Raw genomic sequence first — 17,695 nt, 5'->3', positions numbered from 1 at the left:
ATCAGCTCTCTCCCACGACGGGCCGCGTGGCGACGACGCGCAGGCCCCAGCCTTCCAGACCCACCAGCGGGCGCGGATGGTTGGAGAGGCGGATGATGTCGGTCAGGCCGAGATCCGCCAGGATCTGCGCGCCCACGCCATAGTCGCGCAGCTGCGGTGTCGCGTTGTTGTCGCGGCTGCGGCGCACATGTGTGCTGATGCCGTTCGTCCGGTAGTCCCGCAGGATGACGACGACGCCGCGGCCCTCGGCGGCGATCGCCTCCATCGCGCCATGCAGCTCGCGCACGCCGCGGCCGCCCACCATGTCATGCATCAGGTTGGCCGCATGCATGCGCGTCAGCACCGGCTCGGGCCCTGTGATGTCGCCCTTGATGAGCGCCACATGCTCGCCGCCCTCCAGCGTCGAGTTGTAGACGACGAGGCGCCAGTCGCCGCCCACCGCATGCGCGATCTCGCCCTCCTCCACGCGCTGCACCAGGCGCTCGGTGCGGCGGCGATGGGCGATCAGGTCGGCGATGGTGCCAAGCTTGAGGCCATGCATCTGCGCGAAGGAGACGAGGTCCGGCAGGCGGGCCATCGTGCCGTCGTCGTTCATGATCTCGCAGATCACGCCGGCCGGGTTGAGGCCCGCCAGGCGCGCGAAATCCACCGCCGCCTCGGTGTGGCCGGCGCGGATCAGCGTGCCGCCCTCGCGCGCCACCAGCGGGAAGACATGGCCCGGTGTCACGATGTGCTCGCGCCCCAGCTCCGGGTTGATGGCGACGGCGACGGTGCGCGCGCGATCGGCCGCCGAGATGCCGGTGGTCACCCCGTCCCGCGCCTCGATGCTGACTGTGAAGGCCGTCTGGTGGCGCGTGCCGTTGGACTGCGCCATGAGCGGCAGCGCCAGCTGCTCAACCCGCTGGCGCGTCATGGCGAGGCAGATCAGGCCGCGGGCGAAGCGGGCCATGAAGTTGATGGCGTCCGGCGTCGCGAACTGCGCGGGGATGACGAGGTCTCCCTCATTCTCGCGGTCCTCGTCATCCACCAGGATGAACATCTTGCCGCGCCGGGCTTCTTCCAGAAGCTCCTCGGTGGGGGTGATGAACTCGTGATAGCTTGTGGTCTTGGTCTGGACGCTCACGCGCGAAACTCCATCAGCCGAGCGACGTAGCGCGCCAGGGTGTCGATCTCGATATTCACCGCATCGCCGGGCTGCAGCGTGCCGAAGCTGGTGACCGCGGCGGTGTGGGGGATGATGTTGACCCCGAAGCCCTCCGCGTCAACCTCGTTGACCGTCAGCGAGACGCCATCAATCGCCACGCTTCCCTTGACCGCGATGTATTTCGCGATGTCCCGAGGCACTCCGAAGCGCCAGCGGACCGAGGCGTTCTCGGGCGTCGCCGAGAGCACGCGGCCCACGCCGTCCACATGGCCGGAGACGAGGTGGCCGCCCAGCTCATCGCCCAGCTTCAGGCTGCGCTCCAGGTTCACGCGCCCGCCGGTGCGCCATTGACCCATGGTGGTGCGCGCCAGCGTCTCGGCGCTCGCATCGACCGCGAAGCTGTCGGCGTTCAGCTCCACGGCGGTCAGGCAGATGCCGGAGCAGGCGATCGAGCAGCCGAGCGCGGCGCCGGCCAGGAATTCGGGCGCCACGCCGATGACGAGGCGCATGTCGTGCCCCTGGCCGATCGGCTGCACCTCGCGCAGCGTGCCGAGCGCCGTGATGATTCCGGTGAACATGCGCCTACTCCTTCACGAACTCGCTCATCACATCCTCGCCCACCGCCTGGCTCGCCACGCGGCGGAAGCGCGGCATGGCGGACAGCGCCGCCACACCCAGCGGGCCGGTGCTGGGCCAGCCCTCGGCCCCCATCACGCCAGGGGCATGGAACCAGACGAGCCGGTCCACAAGCCCCGCCCGGAGCAACCCGGCTGCGAGGCCCGCGCCGCCCTCGGCCATCACACGGGTCACGCCGCGGGCGGCCAGCGCCGCGAGCATGGGGCGCGGCAGGAGCCCGCCGCCAGCCGCACGGCGGATGGTCACCACCTCCACCCCAGCGCCGATATAGGGCGCCAGCGCGGAAGGGCGATGCCCTGCGCCGGTCAAAAGCCAGGTGGGGTGTCGGCCCGCTTCCCGCACCAGGCGGGCCGAGGGCGGCGTGCGCAGCCGGGCATCGGCGATGACGCGCAGCATGGGCACGGGGTCCATGCCGGGGATGCGGCAGGTGAGGTCCGGGTCATCGGCCAGGACAGTGCCGCTGCCCACCAGCACCGCGTCATGCCGGGCGCGCAGCGCATGCACGGCGCGGCGGGATTCGGCGCCGGTGATCCAGCGGCTCTCGCCCGTCTGGGTCGCGATGCGGCCATCCAGCGTGGCGGCGAGCTTCAGCGTGACCAGCGGCAGGCCCTGGGTGATGCGCCGGATGAAGCCGGCATTGAGCGCCGCGGCCTCCGCCCCCAGCAGCCCTTCCTCGACCGTGATGCCAGCCGCGCGCAGCCGGGCGAAGCCGCGCCCATCCACCCGCGCATCTGGGTCGCGCAGCGCCACCACCACGCGCGAGACGCCGGCGCGGATCAGTGCGTCGCAGCAGGGCGGCGTGCGGCCGTGGTGCGAGCAGGGCTCGAGCGTGACATAGGCCGTCGCCCCCCGCGCCGCTTCGCCCGCGCGGTCCAGCGCCTGGGTTTCGGCATGGGGGCGGCCGCCGGGCTGGGTCCAGCCGCGGCCCACCACCTGCCCGTCCTTCACCAGCACGCAGCCGACTGCAGGGTTGGGCCAGGTATTGCCCAGGCCGCGCGCCGCCAGTTGCAGCGCCGCGCGCATATGGGCCGCGTCATCCGGCATCAGGGGGCGTCCAGGCCGCCCAGAAAGGCCTGGAAATCCTTGGCCTCGGAGAAATTCTGATAGACCGAGGCGAAGCGCACATAGGCCACCTGGTCCACGCCCTTCAGCGTGTCCATCACCATCTCACCAATGCGGCGGGAGGGGATCTCGGCTTCTGTCTCCATCTCGAGGCGGCGCTGGATCCCATTCAGGATTCGCTCGATCCGCTCGTCATCCACCGGGCGCTTGCGGCAGGCGATCTTCAGCGACTTGGCGAGCTTGTCACGGTCGAAGGGCACGCGGCGGCCATCGGATTTCAGGACGGTGAGTTCGCGCAGGGTCACGCGCTCGAAGGTGGTGAAGCGGTTGCCGCAGGCCGGGCAGAAGCGCCGGCGCCGGATCGCCGCCCCATCCTCGGAGGGGCGGCTGTCCTTCACCTGGGTTTCGTCATTTCCACAGTAGGGGCAGCGCATGGAGCAACCTTCCAGCCAGACAACAGCAGCAGGACGGACGCTACCCCCAGAGAATCCGGCCGCAAAGCGGCCGGCGCGCCCAAACTGCCCTTCAGCCCGGTGCGCCTTTGGCGGCGCGAAGCCAAGCGCGCGGAGCGCGCGCCCGGCGTCTGAGGGCACTAGTAGATCGGGAACTTGGCGCAGAGCGCCTGTACGTCCTTCGCCACAGCCTGCTCCACCGCCGTGTTGCCATCCGGGCTATTCGCCTGTGCCAGCCCGTCCAGCACGCGGACGATCAGGCGCCCCACCTCGCGGAACTCGGCCTCGGCGAAGCCGCGCGTGGTGCCGGCGGGCGTGCCCAGGCGCACGCCGCTGGTGACCATCGGCTTTTCGGGGTCGAAGGGGATCGCGTTCTTGTTGCAGGTCAGGTGGGCGCGGCCCAAAGCGGCCTCGGCCGCCTTGCCGGTCAGGCCCTTGGGGCGGAGGTCCACCAGCATCAGGTGGCTGTCCGTGCCGCCCGAGACGATGGCGAGGCCGCCCTTCACCAGCTCATCCGCCAGCGCGCGGGCATTGGCCACCACCTGCTTGGCATAGGCGCGGAAATCCGGGCGCAGCGCCTCGCCGAAGGCCACCGCCTTGGCGGCGATGACGTGCATCAGCGGGCCGCCCTGGAGGCCCGGGAACATCGCCGAGTTGATCTTCTTCGCGATCGCCTCGTCATTGGTGAGGATCAGGCCGCCGCGCGGGCCGCGCAGCGTCTTGTGCGTCGTCGTCGTCGTCACATGCGCATGCGGCACGGGGGAGGGGTAGGCGCCGGCCGCGACCAGGCCCGCGTAATGCGCCATGTCCACCATCAGGATGGCGCCGATCTCATCGGCCACGGCGCGGAAGCGGGCGAAATCAATCTCGCGCGAATAGGCCGAGCCGCCGGCGATGATGAGCTTGGGCCTGTGCTCGCGCGCCAGGCGCTCCATCGTCTCGTAGTCGAGCAGCCCGTCCTCGGCGCGGACACCGTAGGCGATGGGCCGGAACCACTTGCCGGAATAGTTCACCGGCGCGCCATGGGTCAGGTGGCCGCCGGCGGCCAGGTCCATGGCGAGGAAGCTGTCGCCCGGCTGCAGCAGGGCGAAGAAGACGGCGATATTGGCCGAGGCGCCGCTATGCGGCTGCACATTGGCGAATTGCGCGCCGAAGAGCTGCTTCGCGCGCTCGATGGCGAGCGTCTCCGCCACGTCCACGAATTCGCAGCCGCCATAATAGCGCCGGCCCGGATAGCCCTCGGCGTATTTGTTGGTCATCACCGAGCCCTGCGCCTCCAGCACGGCGCGGCTGACGATGTTCTCGGAGGCGATCAGTTCGATGCCGTCCTGCTGGCGCGTCAGCTCCTGCGCGATGGCGGCGGCCAGCTCGGGGTCGGCCTCCGCCACGCCGGCCTGGAAAAAGCGGGCCGGCAGGAAGCGGGCGGTGTTCTCGTTCATGGCAAGGGTCCTTGCGGGCAGGAAAACGGCATATCACGGCCGGGCGCGGCCGTGAAACCTTACGGATCAGGTGAGGGCGGTCTCGATCTTGGCAATCCGGCGCTCATGCCGCCCGCCCTCGAAGGCGGTGGCCAGGAAGGTGGCCAGCGCGTCCAGCGCCACCTCCACCCCCGTCGTGCGGGCGCCGAAGCAGGCGATGTTGGCGTCGTTATGGGCGCGGGTCAGCCGCGCCTCCGTGCTGTTGTGCAGCACCACGGCGCGGATGGCGGGGTGGCGGTTGGCCGCGATGCTCATCCCGATGCCCGAGCCGCAGACCAGCACGCCGAAGGCCGCTTCGCCGGCCGCGACCTTGGCGGCGACCGCATGGGCGAAGTCGGGGTAGTCCACGCTCGCCTCGTCATGCGTGCCGGCGTCGAGCACCGTGTGGCCCTGGGCCTGCAGGGCGCTGAGGATGGCCCGCTTGAGCGGCAGGCCGGCATGGTCGGAACCGAGGGCGATGATCATGGTGCAGCGCATTAACATGCCGGGCCCGGCCTTCGGAACCGCGCTCTGCTTATGGCGGACCGGCGTTGGCTGCGAGGAAGGCGGCCGCCCGCGCCCGGGAATCCGCCCGCGCCGCGCCATCCGGGCCGAGCGAGACGCTGCGGCCATTGGGCAGGTATCGGGTGCGGACGCCGCCGGTCAGCCCGTCGAAGCCGTGATGCGCGCCGGGGTAGCTGACCACCGTGATGACGCCGGGCGCGCGGGCGGCGAGTTGCTCGCAGGGCTGGGGCGGGGTCCAGTTGTCCTCCGCGCCGAGCAGCATGAGCAAGGGGACGCTGCCCAGGCGCGGGGCCTCGCCCTGGCCGCAGCCGGGATAGAGGGCGATGGCCGCACTCAGCGCGCCGGGGGCTGCGGTGGCCCAGGCGGCCAGCGTGGTCGAGCCGCCATGCGACCAGCCGATCAGGATGGGCGCCTGGCCGCGCCCCCAGGGCTGCGCCCGCGCCCAATCCGCCGCCGCCAGCGCGTCGAAGCGCCGCACGCCGACGGGCCCGGCCGGAAAGCCGCGCACGCCGCAGGCCTCGCCCAGGCCGCGGCTGCCGAAGCTGTCGGGAAAGAGCACGGGGTGCCCGGCCTCAAGCAGCCGGATCGCCCAGTCGCGCTGGTGCGGCGGCAGGCGGATGGGCCGCTCGGCCGGGCCGATTCCGGAGCAGGAATGCAGCGCCACGACGGCCGGGCGCGTCGGGTTGGGTGGGATGTAGAGCAGGGCGCGCAGCGGCGTGCCCTCGGCGCCGGGCACCGTGACGCGCTGCTGCGGGAAGGGGATTTCGCGCGGCGCCTCATCGACGGTGACAGCCGAGGCGGCGCAACCGGCGAGGAGCAGCAGCGCGGCGAGGGAGCGGATCACGAGGCTTCCTTCTCCCCGGCCAGCAGGCGCTTCTTGTTGGGCACGCCCCAGCGATAGCCCGTCAGGTCGCCGCTCGCGCCGATCACGCGGTGGCAGGGCACGGCCAGGCTGACCGGGTTCTGCGCGCAGGCCCGGGCCACGGCCCGCACCGCCGCGGGCTGGCCCATCCCGGCGGCCAATTGGCCATAGGTCGTCGTCTGGCCGAGCGGAATCTGCTGCAGCGCCTCCCAGACGCGGCGCTGGAAGGCGGTGCCGCGCAGGTCGAGCGGCAGGCGCAGCGCCGCATGCGGCTCGCGCAAAAAGGCGGCGACCTCGGCCACTATGGCCTCCAGCGCCGGGTCTTCCTGGACCGCCGCATGGGGGAAGCGGCGGCGGAGGTCGCCCTCCAGCGCTTCCATCGCCTCGCCGAAGCCGATGAAGCACACACCCTGGGCCGTGGCGCCGACCAGCAGCGGGCCCATGACACTTTCGGCGCGGGCGATGCCGATGGTCTCGCCCTTGGCACCCCGCCGGGCGGCACCGGGGGTCATGCCCAGGGTCGCACCCCGCCGCTCATAGACGCGGCTTTCACTGCCGAAGCCGGCCTCGGCCACCGCATCCGCCACGCGGGCGCCCTGGCTGAGGGCCGCTTGTAGCCGGCGGGCGCGCACACCCTCGGCATAGGAGCGCGGGGTGACCCCCGTGATGTCGCGGAAGAGGCGCAGGAAATGGTGCCGGGCATAGCCGGCGCGCTTGGCCAGCGCCTCCAGGCTCGGGATGGTCTCGGAGCTCTCGATCAGCGCGACGGCCGCCGCAATGGCCTCGCGGTGCAGCGCGGCGCGCTCGCCCTTCGGGTCGCAGCGCTTGCAGGCGCGGTAGCCGGCGGCCTCGGCGGCGGGTGCATCGGCGAAGAAGACGGCATTGCGGCGCAAGGGCGGGCGCGAGGGGCAGCCGGGCAGGCAGAAGACGCCCTGTGTGGTCACGCCATAGAGGAAGGGGCCGCAGGCCGGCGTCGCGTCCCGTGCCAGCAGGGCGGTCCAGCGTTGTTCATCGAGCGTGAGGGTCGTGTCGGGCATGGGGGGAATGTGACGGCGCGGGCGGTTCATCGCCATCCGCGCATTGCGCTCACATCTCCTCGCCCTCGGCGGCGCGGGTGAGCTCGCGCAGCCGCTCGGCCCCGCCCGCCAGGCGCGGATGGATGGCGAGCGCGGCCTCATAGCTGCGCAGCGCGCCCCGCGCATCGCCCGCCTCCTCCTGCAGGCGCGAGAGGCTGACCAGGGCGGCGAAGTGGCGCGGCTCCAGCCGCAGGCATTCGCGGAGATCCCCCGCCGCCGCCACGCGGTCCCCCACCTGCTGATGCGCCTGGGCGCGCCAATGCCAGGCATCGGCGACGAGGGGGGCCAGGGTGATGGCGGCGTCGAAATCCTCCAGCGCATCGCCCGGCTGGCCGGCGCGCAGGTTGCGGATGCCGCGGTTCAGCAGCAGGGCGACGGCGGCGCTGGCCTGGCGCGCCCAGATCTGGCGGATCGCCATCTCGGCCATATGCGCGCCGCGTTCATCCGGCGCCTCGCGCAGTGCCTCGAAGGCGCGGTCGAGGTCGCGGCTGGTCTGGGATGCAGCGGGCGGCGCGGGCGCCTGGGCGAAGGCCGGCAGGGCCAGCAGCAGCGCGAGGGCGAGGGGGGCGAAACGCATGCGCCGATGTTCGGGCGGGGCAGCCCCCCGTGCAAGCGAATCCTGCCGCCTCACCCGCGACCGAGCCGCAGCCCCGTCTCGCGCACGATGGCCTGGAACTTCGCCAGCTCGGCCGCCACGAAATCCCGCGTGCTGGCGGGCGTCGAGGGTTCGGCCGGATCAATCCCGGCCAGCGTCAGGCGGCGGCGCAGCTCGGGCTCGGCCATCGCCTCCATGGCGGCGCGGTTCAGCCGCTGCTGGATGGCGTCGGGCATGCCGCGCGGGCCCTGGATGACGTTCCATGTGATGATCTCGAAGCCGGGCAGGCCAGCCTCGATCAGCGTCGGCACCTCGGGCAGTTGCGGATGGCGCGTGGGGCCGGTGACGGCGAGCGGGCGGGAGGAGCCGTCGCGCAGATGCGGCAGGGCGGAGGCCATGACCTCGGCCGAGAAGTCGATCTCGGATTTGCGCATCGCCTCCAGCACGGCCGAGCCGCCGCGATAGGGCACGTATTCGCCCTGGAAGCCCGAGCGATGGGCGAAGAGGCTGCCCGTCAGGTGCCCGATGCCGCCGGAGCCCGAACTGCCCCAGAGCATCGGCGCGCGCGCCGCCTTGGCCGCGGCGACCAGCTCGGCCACGTTCCGGTAGGGGCTGCTGCCGGGCACGACGATCACCATGGGCCCGCCGCCCAGGATGGCGATGTGGGAGAAATCGGCCACCGGGTCGTAGCGCACCGTATCGGGCAGCGCGGCCGGGTTGGTGCCATGGCTGGAGGCGGAATGCACGCCCAGCAGATGCCCGTCCGGGTTTTGCCGCGCCACATATTCGGCCCCCAGCGAGCCGCCGGCACCGGGCCGATTCTCGATGATGATGCGGGCCTGAGGTGCCACGCGCGGCGCCATCCGGTCGGCCAGCAGCCTTGCGCCGATATCCACCGATCCGCCGGGCAGGAAGCCGACGACGAAGGTGATGGGCCGCTCGGGGAAATTCGCCCCCGTGGCATTGCTCTGCGCCTGGGCCTGCAGCGCCAGCAGCGCGGGCGCGGCGAGGAGGGCGCGGCGCTTCATGCGGGCAGGCCTTTCGGCTTCGGCCCGCCCGCCATCCAGTCCAGCAGCTCCACCGTATGCACCACGGGCAGTGCGTCGCCCGCCAGCTGCGTCATGCAGCCGATATTCCCGGCGGCGATCACATCGGCCCGGGTGCGGTTCAGGTTCTCAAGCTTGCGCGCCCGCAGCTGGCCCGCGATCTCGGGCTGCAGGATGTTGTAGGTGCCCGCGCTGCCGCAGCAGATATGGCTCTCGGCCGGTTCCTTCACGGTGAAGCCGGCCCGCGTCAGCAACTGCTTGGGCAGGGCCGTGATCTTCTGCCCGTGCTGGAGCGAGCAGGCGGAGTGGTAGGCGACGGTCAGGCCCGGCTTCTCGCGCGTGGCCGCATAGGCGAATGTCTCCAGCACCTCGGTGATGTCCATGGCCAGTGCCGAGACCTTCGCGGCCTGCTCGGCTTCCGGCTCCTCGCGGAACATGAAGCCGTAATCCTTGAGCGTGGTGCCGCAGCCCGAGGCATTCACCACGATGGCGTCCAGCCCCTCGCCGTTCATCTCGGCGCTCCAGGCGGCGATATTGGCGCGGGCGGCCGCCATGGCCGGGTCATGCTGGCCCATATGGTGGGTCAGCGCGCCGCAGCAGCCCTGGCCGGGGGTTATCACCACCTCGATCCCCATGCGCGTCAGCAGGCGGATCGTCGCCTCGTTGATGGAGGGGTTCAGCACCTTCTGCGCGCAGCCGGTGAGCAGGCCGACGCGGCCGCGCCGCGTGCCCTCGGCCTTGTGGATCTGCGCCTCCTGCACCTTGCTCGGTGGCGGGAGGGCTGCCGGGGCGAGGGCCAGCATGCCACGCAGACGCTGCGCCGTCATGGACTGGCCGGGGATCAGCTTGCCGAGCGGCCGGGCCAGCGCCGCGGCCCGCAGCGAAAGGCGGAACAGCGAAGGGTTGGGCAGCACCTTCGCCAGCACGCTGCGCAGCGCGCGCTCCGGCCAGGGGCGGACATAGGTCTCCTCGATATGGCGGCGCGCATGGTCCACCAGGTGCATGTAGTGCACGCCCGAGGGGCAGGTCGTCATGCAGGAGAGGCAGGAGAGGCAGCGATCCACATGCCGCACCTCCAGCTCCGAGGCCGGGCGGTTCTGCTCCAGCATGTCCTTGATGAGGTAGATGCGCCCGCGTGGCGAATCCAGCTCATCCCCCAGCAGCAGGAAGGTGGGGCAGGTGGCGGTGCACATCCCGCAATGCACGCAGGTGCGCAGGATCTTGTTGGCTTCCGCGGTGTCCGGGTCGCGCAACTGCTCGGCCGTGAAATGGGTCTGCATCTGGCGCCCCTCATTGACTGATGCGAGGCTGTTCATGGCGGGAAATCGCCCGCAGGTGAAGGGTGGGGACGCGATGAGGTCTTTGGAAGTGCTGGCGGCCCAGGGGCTCGGTGTCTTCGCCGTGCTGGTCTTCGCGAGCCTGCTGCTGGCCTATGCCGTGGGTGTGGGGATCGGCCGCTGGCACCAGGCCCGCACCGCCGAGACAGTGGAGGCGACGAGCTTTGTCACCAACGGGCTGCTCGGCCTTCTGGCCTTCACCCTCGGGCTCACCATCGCGATGGCGCAGGGCCGGTTCGAGACGCGGCGTGCCACCTCACTTTCCGAGACCAATGCCATCGGCACGGCCTGGCTGCGCGCCAGCGCCTTCGACCATCCCCGCGCGGCCGAGATCGCGCGTCTGCTGGAAGATTACACCCGCTTGCGCCTCGCTTTCGTCGAAGCGCCCCTGCAGAGCGGCGAGGTGGAGCGGCTGAGCGCCGAGGCGACCCGGATGCAGAACCTGATCTGGGGCCACGCCACCGCCCTCACGCGCGAGCGGGCGGACCCGCTGACGGCGGCGCTGCAGGCCTCGCTGAACGACGTGATCGATCAGGGGGCGGCGCAGCGCTGGGCCTTCGCCGCGCCGATCCCGAGCGAGCTCATGCTCTTCCTCATGGGGATGGCGGTGCTGACCATCGGCACCATCGGCTACCAGTTCGGGCTGAAGCGGGTCGGCAGCTCGGTGCTGGCCATCATGCTGGTCGGCGTCTGGACGGGCGCGATGGTCGTCGTGGTGGACCTCGCCACCGCGCGCTTCGGCGCGGTGCGGCCGGATTCGGCGCCCTATCTCTGGACCATCCGGGGCTTCCAGGGCGGCGTGGTGATCCCGCCGCCGCCCTGAGGCCCTCATTCCGCCCGGATGTTCCCGGCGCGGACCACGGCGCCGAAGCGCTCGAAATCCCGCTGGGTGAGGCTCGCCAGCTCCTCCGGCGTCGAGGGCGCGGCATCCACGGCCCCTTGCGCCAGGCGCTCCCGCACGGCGGCGGCCAGCATGACGGGGCGGTTGATCTCGGCCAGGCGCAGGATGATCTCGCGCGGGGTGTTGCGCGGCGCATACATGGCGAACCAGCTTTCGAAATTCACCTCCGGGATGCCGATCTCGCGCGTCGTCGGCACGTTGGGCTGGAGCGGTTGGCGCTCCGGCTTGGTAACGAAGAGGGCGCGAAGCCGCCCCGCATCCACATGCTGGCCGAGCAGCTGGATGCCATCCATGAAGATCGGCACGCGGTTGGCCAGCACATCGGGGATGGCGGCGGCGGTGCCGCGGAAATGCACGGGCTCCGCCTCCACGCCGATGGCGCGGCGCCAGGCCTCGGTCACCACATGGGTGATGCCGCCGCCGCCGGTGCTGGCATAGGTAAAGGGCGTCGAGGCCCGGCGCATCAGCGCCACCAGCTCCGCATGGTTCTGTGCCGGCACCTGCGCCGCGATGGTCATCAGGAAGTAGTTGGTCATCATCTTCGCGACCGGCGCCAGCTCGCGCATCGGGTCGAAGGGCAGGTTGGCGTAGGTGTGCGGGTTGATCACCACCTGGCCGGAATTGGCGATGAGGAAGCTGTGGCCGTCGGTCGCGCGGATCACCGCCTCGGTGCCGAGATTGGCGGCGGCGCCCGGGCGGTTCTCCACCACCACGGGCTGGCCCAGCGCCTCCTGGAAGCCGGGGGCGGCGAGGCGCGCCAGCGTATCGGTCGGCCCGCCCGCGGCGAAGCCCACGATGAAGCGCAGCGGCCGGTTGGGCCAGGCAGGTTGGGCGAGGGCGGGGGCGGCGAGCAGCGCAGCCCCGCCCAGCAGGGCACGGCGCGGCACGGCGCCGCGCATCACGGATTCACGCATGGACATCTCCCTGTGGAACCGGGTGCGGGCGTCACGCCCCCGCTTGGCCGGCATGCGGAAGATGTATTTTTGGTAAGAAATACGCAACCAAAACGTGCAGGCCCTGGCCTGAAATCCGCGTCTCAATCCGCCTCGGCCAGCGCGGCCAGCACCGCCTCGCCATAGCGGGCGAGCTTGCTTTCGCCGACACCCGGCACCTCGCGCAGCGTCTCCAGGCAGGTGGGGCGGCGGGTGGCGATCTCGGCCAGGGTCGCGTCGTGGAAGATCACATAGGCCGGCACCTGCTGCGCCTTGGCCTCGGCCTTGCGCCATTCGCGCAGCGCGGCAAAGAGCGGGTCATCCGCCGCCGGGCGGGGTGCGTCAGCCCGGCTGCCGCGGGCACCACGGGAGCTGCGCGGGCGGATCACCTCCTCGCGCAGCATGACGCGCGTCTCGCCGCGCAGGATGGGGCGCGCGGCCTCGGTCGGCACCAGCTCCCCGTGGTTCTCGACGGCGATGTCGAGCGCGCCCTGCGCCACCAATTGCCGCGCCACGCCACGCCAGGCGGCCTCCGCCACCTCGCGCCCCACGCCGAAGGTCGGCAGCTTGTCGTGGCCGAATTGCGCGACCTTGTCGGTGAGCTTGCCCTGCAGCACGTCCACCAGATGGCCCAGGCCGAAGCGGCTGCCGGTGCGCAGCGCGGCCGAGAGCAGCTTCTGCGCCGCGATGGTCCCATCGGTCAGCTTCGGCGGCGCGGCGCAGACGTCGCAATGGCCGCAATCCTGCTCGAGATCCTCGCCGAAGCAGCGCAGCAGCACGCGGCGGCGGCAGGTGCCGGCCTCGGCGATGCCGACCATGGCGTCCAGCCGCATGCGCTCGATGCGCTTCTGCTCGTCGGAAGCCGGGCTCGCCTGGATGCGCTGGCGGGCGAGGGCGATATCGGCCGCGCCATAGAGCAGCAGGGCGCGGGCGGGCAGGCCGTCGCGCCCCGCGCGGCCGATCTCCTGGTACCAGCCCTCCGGCCCCTGCGGCAGGGAGAGATGGGCCACGAAGCGCACATCGGGGCGATCAATGCCCATGCCGAAGGCGATGGTGGCGCACATCACCACCGCATCGCCGCGCGCGAAGCGGCGGTGCAGGTCGCGCTTGTCCTCGCTGGCCATGCCGGCATGGAAGGGGGCGGCGTCATACCCGTCGGCGCGCAGCCAATCGGCCGTCTGCTCGGCCCGCGCGCGGGTGCCGCAATAGATGATGCCCGCACCCCGCCCGTCCGCGGCCTCGCGCAGGAAGGCGCGGATCTGCGCGCGCTCCTGCTCGCGCGGCTCGGCGGCGAGATGGATGTTCGCGCGGTCGAAGGAGGCGCGGAAGACGGGCGCTTCCTCCAATCCGAGCTGCGCGCGGATATCCTCCACCGTGCGCTGATCCGCCGTGGCGGTGAGCGCCAGGCGCGGCACCTCGGGGAAATCGGAGCGCAGGAAGCTCAGCGCGCGGTATTCGGGCCGGAAATGATGGCCCCATTGGCTGATGCAATGCGCCTCATCCACGGCGAAGAGCGCGAGGCGGCGCTGCGCCAGCCGCTCCAGCATGCCGTCCATGCCCAGCCGCTCGGGGCTGATGTAGAGCAGTTTCAGCGAGCCATCGTTGATCCCGCGCCAGACCTCGCGCCGGTCATTCTCCTCCAGCTCCGAGTGCAGCGCGGCGGCGGCCACGCCCTGCTGGCGCAGCGCCGCCACCTGGTCTTCCATCAGTGCGATGAGCGGCGAGACGACGATGGCCAGCCCGTCCCGGCACAGCGCCGGCACCTGGAAACAGAGCGACTTGCCGCCGCCCGTGGGCATCAGAACGAGGCCCGATCCGCCCGCCATGACGTGCCGCACGATCTCGGCCTGGCGGCCCCGGAATCCGGGGTGGCCGAAGACCTCATGCAGGACCTGGTCGGGGTCCCGCATCAGGGTGCCGCGAAGCGGATCTCGACGCGGCGGCTCTCGACAGGCGCCATGGCGAAGGGCACCTCACCGCGGCCCAGCACGAAGACGCTGTCCGCCGGCACCCCGGATTGCCGCAGCAGATCCGCCACGTGCTGCGCCCGCGCTTCCGAGAGGGCGCGGTTGAAGGCGGCGCCGCCCACCGGGCCGGCATAGCCGAGCACGTTCACGCGCACCGGGGCGAGACGCCGCGCGACCGCGGCCGATTCCACCACCACGGCCTGGGCCTGGGCATCCAGCGTGTCGCTGTCCGCGGTGAAGAAGACCACGCGCACCGGCTCGGCGGCCGGGTCGCGGTTCAGTTGGGCGCAGGCGCCCAGCAGGGGCAGCATCGCCAGCATGCCCAGCCATCGTCGGTTCATATCCATGCTCCTCGCGCGGTTTTCGTTACGGCTACAACCTATGGGGTCATCCGTGGCCGGCTCAACCCGTCGCCGGCAGCAAGTTTCCACCGGCGAGGCGCAGCACGCGGTCCAGCGGCTCGGCGCCGGTCAGCTCGTGGGTGATGATGAGCAGGCTGCGGCCTTCCGTGGCGGTGGCCAGCGTCGCCATGAAGGCGCGCTCCGCCTCGGCATCCAGGCCCACCGTGGGCTCGTCCAGGATGAGGATGGCGGCGGGCGGCAGCAGGGCGCGGGCGAGCGCGATGCGCCGCGCCTCGCCGCCGCTGAAGCGGGTGCCGCCCTCGCCGCAGCGCGTTTCCAGGCCCTCGGGCAGGCTGCGCACGAATTCCGCGACGCCCGCCTTGGCCAGCGCGCGCCACAGCGCCGCATCCGGCGCGCCGGGGGCGGCGAGGCGGAGGTTCTCGGCGATGCTCACGTCGAACAGGCGCGCATTCTGCGAGAGACAGACGATGCGTTGGCGAAGCTCCGCGCTGGCAAGATCCTGGATGTCCGTCCCGCCCAGGCGGATCACGCCGGATTGCGGGGCGGCGAATTTCAGCAGGAGCGCGGCGAGGCTCGACTTGCCCGCGCCCGAGGGGCCGAGGATGGCCACCCGCTCGCCCGCCTTCAGGGTGAGGTCCAGCCCCTCCAGCACGGGCGCGGCATCGGCGCGCCAGCCGAAGGTGACGTGGCTCAGCACGAGGTCATTCCCTGTCGGCAGCGGCGCGGGATTGGCGGGTTCCTCGACCGGCGGCTTGGTGTCGGCTGCCTCGAAAAGCCGCCGGGCGCTGGCGGCGGCCCCCGCCATCAGCGCGCCGGCGCGCGGCATGAGGCCCAACGCCTCGGCCGCCGCGATGGCCAGAAACAGCGCCAGCACCGCCATGGCCGCGCCCGCGCTGCCCGTCAGCAGGCCCCAGCCCAGCGCCGCCAGCACCGCCACCTGCGTCAGCAGCGTGCCGGCCGTGCCGGCCGCGGCCGAGCGGACCGAGACCTCGCGCTGGGCGGCCATCAGCGTGGCGTCGGCTCGTTGCAGCCGGGCCAAAGCGCGGCCCTCGGCATTGGCGGCCAGCGTGTCCTCGAGGCCGGTCACGGGGTCCACGGCGGCCGCGCGCAGCCCGCCGCGCTCATCCGCCGCGCGCTGGGCGGCGCGGGCGGCGGCGGGGGCCAGCACCAGCGGCAGGATCAGGGCGAGGCCCAGCGGCAGCACCAGCAGGAGCATGAGCACCGGCTCCGCCCCCAGCAGCAGCGCGATGGCGGCCACCACGGCCAGCGCGGCGGCCGCCGGCATCAGGCCGCCGAGATAGAGCCGGTCCAGCGCCTCGACATCGGAAATCACGCGGCCCAGCAGATCGCCCGAGCCGCGCAGGCCAATGCCGGCCGGCATGCGCTCCGCCAGGCGGCGGAAGAACCAGACGCGCGTATCGGCCAGCGCCTGGAAGGCGGCGGCGTGGGAGGCCATGCGCTCCCACCAGCGCAGCAGCGGGCGGATCAGCACCACGGGCCGCAGCCAGATCAGCGCGGAGACGCCGACGAGGCCGATGCCGCCCGCCCCGGCCGCGACACCCTTGCCGGCCAGCGCCAGCAGCGCCACGCCGCTCAGCGCCGAGAGCATGCCGATGACGAGGCCCCAGGCCAGCGCCTTGCGGCGCGTGCCCCAGAGCTTGAGGACGCGGTTGAGGTCAGCCCACATGCTGTTCCACGCGCCGCTGCCCGGCCAGTTCGATGACACGGCCGGACAGCCCCATGAGCTGCGGCGAATGGGTGGCGATGATCGCCGTCCGCCCGGTGCAGAGGCGGGCGATGGCCTCCATCACCTCGGCTTCCGTGCCCGGGTCGAGCGAGGCGGTGGGCTCATCCAGCAGGACCAGCGGGGAGTCGCGGAGGAAGGCGCGGGCCAGGGCCACGCGCTGCGCCTGCCCGCCGGAGAGGCCGAAGCCGCCCTCGCCGACCTCTGTGTCGAGGCCCTGCGGCAGATGGGCCGCGAAGGCCATGACGCGGGCGGATTCGGCGGCGCGCTGCACCTCGGCATCGGTGGCGTCCGGCCGGGCGAGGCGGATATTCTCGCGGATCGTGCCGCCGAACAGATGCGCCCGCTGGCCGACATAGGCGGAGAGGCGGCGCAGTTCGGCGGGCTTCAGGCGCGTCACATCCTCGCCATTGATGGCGATGCGGCCCGCGCTCGGCGCCGCGAAGCCCATCAGCAGCCGCAGCACGGAGGATTTGCCGGCACCCGAGGGGCCGACCAGCATCAGCGTCTCGCCGGGGGCGAGCGCGAAGGTCAGGCGGGGCAGGGCCGGGCGGTCCATGCCGGGATAGGTCAGCTCCACCTTGTCGAAGACCAGCGCCACGCGGGGCGGCACCTCCTCCAGCAGAAGACCCGTGGCGGCGGGCGCCTCCAGCAGGGGCGCGAGCTCGGCCGCCGCGCCACGCGCCGACATCGCTTCATGATAGGCCTGCGAGAAGTTCCGCAGCGGCAGGAAGAAGACCGGCACGGCGAGGATGCAGAAGAGCGCGGGGGTCGGGTCCGTCACCTGGGGCGCCAGCAGCATGCCGTGCCGCCAGGCGAGGTAGCCGAGCGTGAAGCCGGCCAGCAATTCCAGCGCGGCGGAGGAGAGGAAGGCCACGCGCAGCACACGCAGCGTCCGCTGGCGGAATTCATCCGCCGCGGCGCCGAGCGCGCGCGCCTCATCCTCGGCGCGGTTGAACTGGACGAGGGTGGAAAGGCCGCGCAGCCGATCCACGAAGCGGCCGGAGAGGCGGCCCAGCACGTCGAGCTGCTTGCGGCTTTCGACCGCCGCGCCGATGCCGGTGAGCGCCATGGCGACGGGCACCAGCAGGCCCATCACGGCCAGCACCAGCGCGCTGGTGCCGTCGAACTGCGCGACGATCAGGATGACCGCCGCGGGCCCGAGGATCGCCAGCGCGGCCGCCGGCACCCAGCGGGCGAAAAAACCGTCCAGCGCCTCCACGCGGTCCACCAGCAGGGTCGCCTTCTCGCCGACGCCGCGGGGGTCGGCCGGGCCCAGCTCCATCAGCCGGGTGAAAAGGGCGGCGCGGATGCTGGCACGCGCCCGCTCGCCCGCCGCCTGCTGCGCCATCTCCTGCGTCATGGAGAGGGCCGCACCCAGCAGGGCCAGGGCGCCCGCCGCCGCCAGCTCACCGAAGCCGCCGCCCGGAAAACCGAGGATGGTGGCGAGCAGCCGCGCGATGAGGAAGACAAAGCCCACCTGGCACAGGATCCCCGCCAGGCCGAGCGCGACAGGCCAGGCCGCACGGCCACCCTGGGCGCGGACCTGCCGCATGAGCCAGGCCGAACCTTGGCGACCGTTACGAGGCGATTCCAT

17 protein-coding genes are annotated in these 17,695 nt (G+C 72.1%); 1 reads left to right on the top strand and 16 read right to left on the bottom strand.

The annotated features are described in order from the left end of the window. Nucleotide 1 precedes the first annotated feature (1 nt). The 11 genes from ribB to glcF form a co-directional block, all read right to left on the bottom strand. Complete coding sequence (gene ribB, locus KTR66_RS09275) at nucleotides 2-1,123, bottom strand: 3,4-dihydroxy-2-butanone-4-phosphate synthase (RefSeq protein ID WP_213612291.1); 1,122 nt, start codon at nucleotides 1,121-1,123, stop codon at nucleotides 2-4. After that, entirely contained in the window at nucleotides 1,120-1,722 is a 603-nt protein-coding gene (locus tag KTR66_RS09270; RefSeq protein WP_213612290.1) for a riboflavin synthase, read from the bottom strand. The genes ribB and KTR66_RS09270 overlap by 4 nt, the downstream gene beginning before the upstream one ends. Nucleotides 1,723-1,726: 4 nt before the next feature. Then, on the bottom strand, nucleotides 1,727-2,824 hold the full coding sequence (gene ribD, locus KTR66_RS09265) for a bifunctional diaminohydroxyphosphoribosylaminopyrimidine deaminase/5-amino-6-(5-phosphoribosylamino)uracil reductase RibD (protein WP_249731973.1): 1,098 nt from the start codon (nucleotides 2,822-2,824) through the stop codon (nucleotides 1,727-1,729). Next, on the bottom strand, nucleotides 2,824-3,276 hold the full coding sequence (gene nrdR, locus KTR66_RS09260) for a transcriptional regulator NrdR (RefSeq protein ID WP_213612289.1): 453 nt from the start codon (nucleotides 3,274-3,276) through the stop codon (nucleotides 2,824-2,826). The genes ribD and nrdR overlap by 1 nt, the downstream gene beginning before the upstream one ends. Nucleotides 3,277-3,434: 158 nt before the next feature. After that, nucleotides 3,435-4,733 carry a serine hydroxymethyltransferase gene (glyA, locus tag KTR66_RS09255; protein WP_213612288.1) on the bottom strand — a complete coding sequence of 433 codons (1,299 nt, stop codon included), beginning with the start codon at nucleotides 4,731-4,733 and terminating at the stop codon, nucleotides 3,435-3,437. Nucleotides 4,734-4,799: 66 nt separating this feature from the next. Next, nucleotides 4,800-5,237, bottom strand: a complete 438-nt coding sequence (gene rpiB / locus KTR66_RS09250) for a ribose 5-phosphate isomerase B (protein ID WP_249731972.1) — start codon at nucleotides 5,235-5,237, stop codon at nucleotides 4,800-4,802. A gap of 49 nt (nucleotides 5,238-5,286) precedes the next feature. Further along, nucleotides 5,287-6,120 (bottom strand): dienelactone hydrolase family protein, encoded by an 834-nt coding sequence (locus KTR66_RS09245; RefSeq protein ID WP_213612287.1) that lies wholly within the window; start codon nucleotides 6,118-6,120, stop codon nucleotides 5,287-5,289. Continuing rightward, the gene (locus KTR66_RS09240; protein WP_213612286.1) at nucleotides 6,117-7,175 is read right to left on the bottom strand and encodes a bifunctional transcriptional activator/DNA repair enzyme AdaA; all 1,059 of its coding nucleotides are present in this window, start codon (nucleotides 7,173-7,175) and stop codon (nucleotides 6,117-6,119) included. Before KTR66_RS09240 ends, KTR66_RS09245 begins: the two co-directional genes overlap by 4 nt. Before the next feature lie 49 nt (nucleotides 7,176-7,224). Next, nucleotides 7,225-7,791 carry a hypothetical protein gene (locus KTR66_RS09235; protein ID WP_213612285.1) on the bottom strand — a complete coding sequence of 189 codons (567 nt, stop codon included), beginning with the start codon at nucleotides 7,789-7,791 and terminating at the stop codon, nucleotides 7,225-7,227. Between the two features lie 50 nt (nucleotides 7,792-7,841). Continuing rightward, a complete protein-coding gene (locus tag KTR66_RS09230) occupies nucleotides 7,842-8,837 on the bottom strand; it encodes a tripartite tricarboxylate transporter substrate binding protein (protein WP_213612284.1) in 996 nt (331 codons plus the stop codon). After that, nucleotides 8,834-10,135: a glycolate oxidase subunit GlcF gene (gene glcF / locus KTR66_RS09225; RefSeq protein ID WP_213612283.1), complete on the bottom strand. Its 1,302-nt coding sequence runs from the start codon at nucleotides 10,133-10,135 to the stop codon at nucleotides 8,834-8,836. The genes KTR66_RS09230 and glcF overlap by 4 nt, the downstream gene beginning before the upstream one ends. Before the next feature lie 73 nt (nucleotides 10,136-10,208). On the opposite strand from glcF, the gene KTR66_RS09220 reads away from it, so the two are divergent. Then, nucleotides 10,209-11,015 (top strand): hypothetical protein, encoded by an 807-nt coding sequence (locus KTR66_RS09220; RefSeq protein WP_213612282.1) that lies wholly within the window; start codon nucleotides 10,209-10,211, stop codon nucleotides 11,013-11,015. Between the two features lie 5 nt (nucleotides 11,016-11,020). Here KTR66_RS09220 and KTR66_RS09215 read toward each other — a convergent pair whose 3' ends face one another. The 5 genes from KTR66_RS09215 to cydD all read right to left on the bottom strand — a co-directional run bounded on the left by KTR66_RS09215 (nucleotide 11,021) and on the right by cydD (nucleotide 17,653). Next, nucleotides 11,021-12,007, bottom strand: a complete 987-nt coding sequence (locus KTR66_RS09215) for a tripartite tricarboxylate transporter substrate binding protein (protein WP_213612281.1) — start codon at nucleotides 12,005-12,007, stop codon at nucleotides 11,021-11,023. Between the two features lie 122 nt (nucleotides 12,008-12,129). Further along, complete coding sequence (gene recQ / locus KTR66_RS09210; protein ID WP_213612280.1) at nucleotides 12,130-13,935, bottom strand: DNA helicase RecQ; 1,806 nt, start codon at nucleotides 13,933-13,935, stop codon at nucleotides 12,130-12,132. Beyond that, complete coding sequence (locus KTR66_RS09205) at nucleotides 13,935-14,333, bottom strand: OmpA family protein (protein WP_213612279.1); 399 nt, start codon at nucleotides 14,331-14,333, stop codon at nucleotides 13,935-13,937. The genes recQ and KTR66_RS09205 overlap by 1 nt, the downstream gene beginning before the upstream one ends. 61 nt (nucleotides 14,334-14,394) lie before the next feature. Then, nucleotides 14,395-16,041: a thiol reductant ABC exporter subunit CydC gene (cydC, locus tag KTR66_RS09200; RefSeq protein ID WP_213612278.1), complete on the bottom strand. Its 1,647-nt coding sequence runs from the start codon at nucleotides 16,039-16,041 to the stop codon at nucleotides 14,395-14,397. Further along, nucleotides 16,031-17,653 (bottom strand): thiol reductant ABC exporter subunit CydD, encoded by a 1,623-nt coding sequence (gene cydD, locus KTR66_RS09195; RefSeq protein ID WP_249731971.1) that lies wholly within the window; start codon nucleotides 17,651-17,653, stop codon nucleotides 16,031-16,033. The genes cydC and cydD overlap by 11 nt, the downstream gene beginning before the upstream one ends. Nucleotides 17,654-17,695: the final 42 nt, after the last annotated feature.

Origin of the sequence: Roseococcus sp. SDR, from assembly GCF_019083995.1 — a bacterium.
Lineage (GTDB): Bacteria > Pseudomonadota > Alphaproteobacteria > Acetobacterales > Acetobacteraceae > Roseococcus.
The sequence above is the reverse complement of the archived record's forward strand: the minus strand, read 5'-3'. Positions and strand labels throughout refer to the sequence as shown.

Excerpts from the sequence above, each read along its gene's own strand:
- KTR66_RS09270 (WP_213612290.1), bottom strand. The coding sequence starts at position 1,722 with ATGTTCACCGGAATCATCACGGCGCTCGGCACGCTGCGCGAGGTGCAG.
- ribD (WP_249731973.1), bottom strand. The coding sequence starts at position 2,824 with ATGCCGGATGACGCGGCCCATATGCGCGCGGCGCTGCAACTGGCGGCG.
- nrdR (WP_213612289.1), bottom strand. The coding sequence starts at position 3,276 with ATGCGCTGCCCCTACTGTGGAAATGACGAAACCCAGGTGAAGGACAGC.
- glyA (WP_213612288.1), bottom strand. The coding sequence starts at position 4,733 with ATGAACGAGAACACCGCCCGCTTCCTGCCGGCCCGCTTTTTCCAGGCC.
- rpiB (WP_249731972.1), bottom strand. The coding sequence starts at position 5,237 with ATGATCATCGCCCTCGGTTCCGACCATGCCGGCCTGCCGCTCAAGCGG.
- KTR66_RS09240 (WP_213612286.1), bottom strand. The coding sequence starts at position 7,175 with ATGCCCGACACGACCCTCACGCTCGATGAACAACGCTGGACCGCCCTG.
- KTR66_RS09235 (WP_213612285.1), bottom strand. The coding sequence starts at position 7,791 with ATGCGTTTCGCCCCCCTCGCCCTCGCGCTGCTGCTGGCCCTGCCGGCC.
- KTR66_RS09230 (WP_213612284.1), bottom strand. The coding sequence starts at position 8,837 with ATGAAGCGCCGCGCCCTCCTCGCCGCGCCCGCGCTGCTGGCGCTGCAG.
- glcF (WP_213612283.1), bottom strand. The coding sequence starts at position 10,135 with ATGCAGACCCATTTCACGGCCGAGCAGTTGCGCGACCCGGACACCGCG.
- KTR66_RS09220 (WP_213612282.1), top strand. The coding sequence starts at position 10,209 with ATGAGGTCTTTGGAAGTGCTGGCGGCCCAGGGGCTCGGTGTCTTCGCC.
- KTR66_RS09215 (WP_213612281.1), bottom strand. The coding sequence starts at position 12,007 with ATGCGTGAATCCGTGATGCGCGGCGCCGTGCCGCGCCGTGCCCTGCTG.
- recQ (WP_213612280.1), bottom strand. The coding sequence starts at position 13,935 with ATGCGGGACCCCGACCAGGTCCTGCATGAGGTCTTCGGCCACCCCGGA.
- KTR66_RS09205 (WP_213612279.1), bottom strand. The coding sequence starts at position 14,333 with ATGAACCGACGATGGCTGGGCATGCTGGCGATGCTGCCCCTGCTGGGC.
- cydC (WP_213612278.1), bottom strand. The coding sequence starts at position 16,041 with ATGTGGGCTGACCTCAACCGCGTCCTCAAGCTCTGGGGCACGCGCCGC.
- cydD (WP_249731971.1), bottom strand. The coding sequence starts at position 17,653 with ATGCGGCAGGTCCGCGCCCAGGGTGGCCGTGCGGCCTGGCCTGTCGCG.